Origin of the sequence: Sneathiella sp., from assembly GCF_041689005.1 — a bacterium.
Taxonomy (GTDB): Bacteria; Pseudomonadota; Alphaproteobacteria; order Sneathiellales; family Sneathiellaceae; genus Sneathiella.
Genome location: NZ_JBDNHC010000149.1, coordinates 1 through 5,863 on the forward strand (window position 1 = coordinate 1; position 5,863 = coordinate 5,863).

Below are 5,863 nucleotides of genomic sequence, written 5' to 3' on the forward strand. Positions count from 1 at the left end.
CCGCGCTATCTGGGTTGGTAGAAAATCGCTTTCCTCCAGCATCAATTTGACCAGTATAAGCGAGGTATGTATCGAGATTTTCGGCATATTTATCTGGATAGATGAACTCTGCTCCTGTGTTGTATGGGGGGTCGATGTAGATCATTTTGACCTTACCGAAATACGCCTTCTGTAAGAGCTTAAGAACTTCCAGATTGTCGCCTTCGATGAATACATTCTCGCTCTCATTGAAGTTCACGCTCTCGTCGAGATCCGGTCGAAGCGCTCCAGTGGCGGGCGCTTGAATGACCTTCATACATGCGGCTTCACCCGGCCATGTCAGACCAAAGCGCTCGGAACCTTCATCAACCCAATCGCCCATAACGCGGCGAAGCTGGTCGAGGTCGATCTTGTCCTCATTGAACACTTCCGGAAACAGCCGCTTGAGGTCGGCTCGTTTGCGTGCTGCGACATCATCCGAATTGAGGTCGAAAGGCTCGGGCTGTTCGTTGGAAGTGTCGGTCATATGATCTCGAAGGTTATGGTGAAAAGGTCACTCGTTTCGGTGTCTTGTGTGAGTTGCTCAGCCACTCGGTCAAGTAGAAGCTCTTTTCGCTCCTCGATTTCCTTGGCCTCGCCATCATAGGCACGCCAATCCTCATCGCGCTTCTTCTCAGCTTTCTGCTTCGCGCGTTGGATCGTGAGCTTGCCCGTCATCGGCGAAGACATGGCGCAGCCAAGCTATATTTTCCGACAATGATAACCTTTTGCTTTGAACTCTTGATTCACGAAGGTTCCCTTTGATGGTGAACTTCGAAACTGTTCCCACGTCTCCGCTGCAACCTGTGAGTAAACATAATGCCCGCCATTCTTGAAAATCACATGGGCCTCAGCTTCAAGGTCATCGTACCCGATTTGATCGACATTTGTTGAATCAACATATTCCAAATCCATGTTCTAAATCCTTGTTTGATTGCGCCAATTTCGTAACGCGGTTGCATACATCTGAGCGTCTGGCCGGGGCTGAGCTTTCCAAAGTTTCGAAACTTCTGGATCGGCTCCACCTTGTGGAGATTGGGTGAGATTAACTCGCACTCGTGACGGAACAAACATTGCTTCGCCCACGAACAGTCCCTCTCCTGTGCGAAGTGATGGCAACAGATCGACGAGTCCGCCGAGATCATCTGGGAAGGCAGAGGCCACTTTCGTTCGATCGCTTGGATTTGTAGTCCGCAGTGCGATCATCGTTCCGCACTGACTAATAATGGTAGAATCGATTTCGCTAGGCCGTTGGGTCACTACCGCGATGCCAATACCGTATTTCCTTCCTTCTTTCGCGACACGAGACAAGGTTCGGTGGCAACTGCTTTCTTCACCTTCCGGAAGAAAACGATGGGCTTCATCAACGACGATAAAGAGTGGCTGGGATTTGCCTGACATACCCAACGAACCCGCCCAAACAAGGGTATCATAAACAATTCCGACTAAAAGCCCTACGATGTCACTCGCTACATCCGATGGTAGCTCAGATACGTCGATAATTGTTAGCGGTTTTGAACCTCCAACCCACGCAGCGACTAGCTCATCAATATCATTTTTAACTTTGCCATCTAGATCTGGCGCATAACCATCGCGGGGATTGATAAGAAAAGCATATCTAGCGTCGGTCAGCCTGCTCCGCGCCAACTCTAACTGTTTAACTAGCCCTCGAGGACTGGGGTGTTTGAAAGGCTCTTTCCCACCTGGAGCGTGCAAAGGATAAACGTTTGAAACGAGTTTCAATGCATCGCCAGCGGTTTCAATTTCAGTTTTAACCCTCTGGCCACCTTCATTTCGGAATGTAGTCCGCTCAAAGTCATCAAGCTCAAACCAGAGTCGGTGTAAGCTAAAAGGTATTGGCGTATCCGCCGTGATGGCTTCAGGTGGCGGTGGATTTTTTAGAAATATCGCGGCTTCTTTTTTCATCGCTTGTACCAAGTCGCGAACGGCAGCCTCGTTAGTTGGTGACATGTTTCCAAAAGTTATCGCCAGCAGTTCATTGAACGGCAATGCCCAAAATGGGACTACGAGGTTTCGCTCGCCCTCCCCTGCGGAAATGCGGAATACATTGGTTCTTCCGGGTGAAACATTCCCATACTCTCCATGTGGGTCTATTACTAATGTTCGCGCAGACGGCAGTTCTGGTGAGGCTAATGATTCTAGCATAATTGACACCAAGTTGGATTTACCTGAACCAGTGGACCCTACAATAGCACAATGCCTAGTGACTAAACGATCAAGGTTTAACACGGCAGGTATGCCGCTCGCGGCGGCAATATGGCCAACAGCTAATCCTAGCTCTGTTGAAGTGTTGCTTCCATAAATGATTTCGAGGTCAGCGCCGGTAACAAAATGGACTTCATCGCCAACTGTGGGATATTGACCAACTCCACGCTCAAAAACGCTGCCGGTGGATTCTCCAACAAGAACTATTGTCATCCATCGAAAGCCTGAGAGTCCCGGCTCCACCGCTGAATCCTGTTCAATGATTGCTGGACTAATATCGGCCATGTGAGGTGCTGCATCGGCACCGACTTGAGAACAAATAGAATAAAGTTGAGTGTAACCAAGCGGGATGCGGAAGAAGCCGCCAATTTGTCCAACGCGATATGATACACCATCAACTAAAACAAGCGTCGTCGGCATATCTTGACGCAATCGGACACGAACTATTCCTCCCGCTACCGACGCGACCTGTCCGATAAACGTGGGATCGGAACTTGCCATTATTTGGGTCCCGTTAACGCGCCGAGGAAGGCTGAAAACTTCGCAAAATCTCCTAACATTAATTTTCCGAAACCAGTCTGCTCTTCACCCTCAGCCAATGGGTCCAATTCAAATGCCTCTTCAATGTGTTTAGCGTTACGCAGTTGTCCCAGCTTCCATGTGCCCCGTTTTCCACCTAAGTACGAGACAGTTGGTCCAAGGACCATCAGATTTAGATATCGCGCTGCACGGTTAGCCAACGCTGAGCCTTCAGTTGGATCATCATATTGAATAGCAATGACATTCGGCCTCGGCTTTGCTTCGAGTGCGTCGAAAATTATTGCGTTTATGTGCTCGTCAGAAAAACTATATCCACAAACTATCAGTATCGAGTCATCGCGTTCGAGCGTTTTCGTAAATCGGTCCAAAAGTGCTGAATAGGGTTGTTTGCGAGATTCATCGTACTTGTGCTGTGAAGGTAATATCATCTCCCCCATATTGTGTGGCTCCGTCCTGATGAGCCGCAGCCTACCCGCTATTTTCTCTAGTTGCCAATTTATGGAACCGTGAATTTTCCACAACCTAGTCCACCCTGGAGCTGGTGCACTTTCAGGTCTTATCAAGCTTTCGTGACAGAAGAACGGGCGGTTGCAGCCAACAAATCCATCAAACGCAGGCACTCTCTCCGCCTCGAGTGCAGTCTCGAATAGCACATCATAATTGGTCGTAAAAATTTCAACAGGTTGTTCTCTTGGCATCCGAGCAATCCACCTTACAAACTCTTCATGTGGAAGCTTGTCTGGATACAACGATCGCTCAGGGTTCACCAATTTAGCGATTGTTGATTGAATAGTCTTTTCTAACTGACTCAACTCAGCCTTATTTAGTCCTGACAATTTATCATTGACGCCAACGGCACTGAGCTTTCGACGTACACAGGATAGGATGTCTTCGATATTTGAGTCTCGGTTATCAGGACGAATTTCCTTCTCAATTAAATCATATGCATCACCAAATTTTTTGAGATCATCCACCAAATCAAGCTTGCGAATTTCGTTCACACAAACGGTTGTAAGTTCTGCAACGTTGGGGATCAATGACCGCATTTTGGGTGTTGCTTGACCCGTGTCATCAGCAATAACTGGAACACGCACTGCGCAAGAGGTGCCTGCGCCGAACAAGAACGTAACATTTGCTTCTGGCTGAGTGAGATGATTTCTCAAGGTGTCTAGCAGCAGTCTCGGATCATGTGTATTCATAAAAACACCCTAATTCGGCTCGTTTATTTGTTACGTAATCTTGTAACAAAAGTAACTTTGATGATAGTGCTTATATTCAGGTATCAGTTTATCACGAACTTAAGGAGGGTGTTTTTATCAGCAAGTCACTTTCGAAGTCGGACTTTCTTGAATACCAAGATTGCGCGAAAGCCAAATGGCTCAAAGTTCACAAGCCCGACGCGATCAAATGGCCTTCCCCTTCTGCCTTCGATCGCATGCTGATGAAGGACGGCTATGCAGTTGAAGCAGTCGTCAAGGAACTCGTGGCATCTTGGCCCGACCGAGACACTTGCCAATTTCAAAAAACCTATGTTTCTCCCGGCAACCTTGTCGCTCGTACTGACCTTGTTAAGCAGCTTGAAGACGGTCAAATCGACATTTTTGAAATCAAAGGTTCAACATCGCTCAAAAGTTCGACGGGTCAGGATCATGTGAATGATGCTGCATTCCAAACTTTGGCGATAGAACGCTCAGGACAAGTTGTTCGGTCAATCAACATAATCCATGTGAACAAAGAGTTCGTCCGGAATGGAAATATTGATCCCACAGATTTTCTGGTCATTGTAGATGTTACCGATGAGATAAGGAAAAGGCTTCCCGATATCGAAGGACAAGTTGACGAAGCTCTTGCTTTTTTGGACCAAACCGAAATCGATGAATCCAGTTGCTCATGCTTATATGTTGGCAGTCGCCCCAACCAATGTGCCTCATTCGATTATTTCAATCAGGGCGTGCCGGATCACTCAATTTATCTCCTGCCACGAATTTCAAAATCCAAAGTCCAAACTTTCGTTGATGAAAAGCGGCTATCGTTGAACGAAATTGATGTTTCTGAAGTTTCAAAACTCCAAGTGCCGGTGTTAATCGCCGCGCAGCAGGGTACTCCCATCGTGAATAAGGTTAAGATCTCGGATTTTATAGAATCCCTGACTTGGCCACTCCACTTTTTGGACTACGAAACGTTCGCGTCGGCGATCCCACTCGCTGATGGTTTGAAACCACATCTTCCCATGCCAGTACAGTATTCGCTCCACGCACTTTCGACGGCTGGTGAGTTGAGGCATTTTGAACATTTATCAGATCGCCCCGGCCAGCAGTTGAAACTCGTCGAACAGATGAAACAAGACTTTGTTGAAGATGGTAGCGTTCTATGTTGGAACAAATCATTTGAGATGTCGTGCAATAGACGGATGGCAGACCTCTTTCCCGATGAATCGGATTTTCTAACCAACCTAAATGATCGTACGGTTGATCTCATGGAGGTGTTCAAAGAGGACTATGTTGATGTGCGGTTCGAAGGTTCAGTATCGATCAAGAAAGTGCTTCCGGTAGTCTGTCCTCATTTGAAATATGATCAAGATGCCGTTCATGATGGCACTGGCGCGATGTAGGCTTGGCTGTCAATGGTTGAAGCGGCTGGTAATCAAGAACGAGAAAAGCTCAAATGGGAGCTACTGAAATATTGTGAACTGGACACCTTCGCAATGGTTGAGATATATCGGTTCCTTGCGGAAATATAGGCGATTCTTATCACGCGAGTGCTCGATCATCTTCCAATCGGTTTTTGCCAATCAATGTGAGGATTATCGCGCTTCAATTGTTCTATTTCCTCGGCCTGCTTTTTGGTTCTCATTATGAGTGATTGAAAGTAGGCGTCCAGCAAAACCTTATCACAGCTACCGTGCTTATTAGGCCTGATCAGGTCCCAAATATCTTTTTCATTTTCCATCATCTCTTTATCTTGATGAACGACTTGCTCGGCTTTCTTTTTCGCGCGGTGTCTCTGCACTCGAAGTCGTCCGAGTTCTTTTTTTCTGTTCTCTTTTGCGTCTAGTTCCTCTTGTGACCGTGGCTTATCA

6 protein-coding genes and 1 pseudogene are annotated in these 5,863 nt (G+C 47.1%); 1 reads left to right on the plus strand and 6 read right to left on the minus strand.

The genetic code is table 11. The annotated features are described in order from the left end of the window. The 5 genes and pseudogenes from ACESNI_RS16800 to ACESNI_RS16820 form a co-directional block, all read right to left on the minus strand. Positions 1-505: pseudogene (locus ACESNI_RS16800) on the minus strand (site-specific DNA-methyltransferase); the annotation flags it as partial. Then, a complete protein-coding gene (locus tag ACESNI_RS16805) occupies positions 502-708 on the minus strand; it encodes a hypothetical protein (protein WP_373089106.1) in 207 nt (68 codons plus the stop codon). The gene ACESNI_RS16805 and the pseudogene ACESNI_RS16800, both read right to left, overlap by 4 nt. Before the next feature lie 12 nt (positions 709-720). Continuing rightward, on the minus strand, positions 721-933 hold the full coding sequence (locus tag ACESNI_RS16810; protein WP_373089108.1) for a KTSC domain-containing protein: 213 nt from the start codon (positions 931-933) through the stop codon (positions 721-723). A 3-nt stretch (positions 934-936) separates the two neighbouring features. After that, complete coding sequence (locus tag ACESNI_RS16815; RefSeq protein WP_373089110.1) at positions 937-2,745, minus strand: ATP-binding protein; 1,809 nt, start codon at positions 2,743-2,745, stop codon at positions 937-939. Beyond that, positions 2,745-3,983 (minus strand): SIR2 family protein, encoded by a 1,239-nt coding sequence (locus ACESNI_RS16820; protein WP_373089112.1) that lies wholly within the window; start codon positions 3,981-3,983, stop codon positions 2,745-2,747. Before ACESNI_RS16820 ends, ACESNI_RS16815 begins: the two co-directional genes overlap by 1 nt. 242 nt (positions 3,984-4,225) lie before the next feature. Here ACESNI_RS16820 and ACESNI_RS16825 point away from each other — a divergent pair, with 242 nt between their 5' ends. Beyond that, complete coding sequence (locus ACESNI_RS16825) at positions 4,226-5,395, plus strand: DUF2779 domain-containing protein (RefSeq protein WP_373089114.1); 1,170 nt, start codon at positions 4,226-4,228, stop codon at positions 5,393-5,395. A gap of 155 nt (positions 5,396-5,550) precedes the next feature. Here ACESNI_RS16825 and ACESNI_RS16830 read toward each other — a convergent pair. Next, positions 5,551-5,863 (minus strand): hypothetical protein (locus ACESNI_RS16830; protein WP_373089116.1); only part of this gene is annotated, 313 nt, incomplete at its 5' end.

Coding starts and splice junctions, on each gene's coding strand:
- ACESNI_RS16805 (WP_373089106.1), bottom strand. CDS start 708: ATGTCTTCGCCGATGACGGGCAAGCTCACGATCCAACGCGCGAAGCAG.
- ACESNI_RS16810 (WP_373089108.1), bottom strand. CDS start 933: ATGGATTTGGAATATGTTGATTCAACAAATGTCGATCAAATCGGGTAC.
- ACESNI_RS16815 (WP_373089110.1), bottom strand. CDS start 2,745: ATGGCAAGTTCCGATCCCACGTTTATCGGACAGGTCGCGTCGGTAGCG.
- ACESNI_RS16820 (WP_373089112.1), bottom strand. CDS start 3,983: ATGAATACACATGATCCGAGACTGCTGCTAGACACCTTGAGAAATCAT.
- ACESNI_RS16825 (WP_373089114.1), top strand. CDS start 4,226: ATGAAGGACGGCTATGCAGTTGAAGCAGTCGTCAAGGAACTCGTGGCA.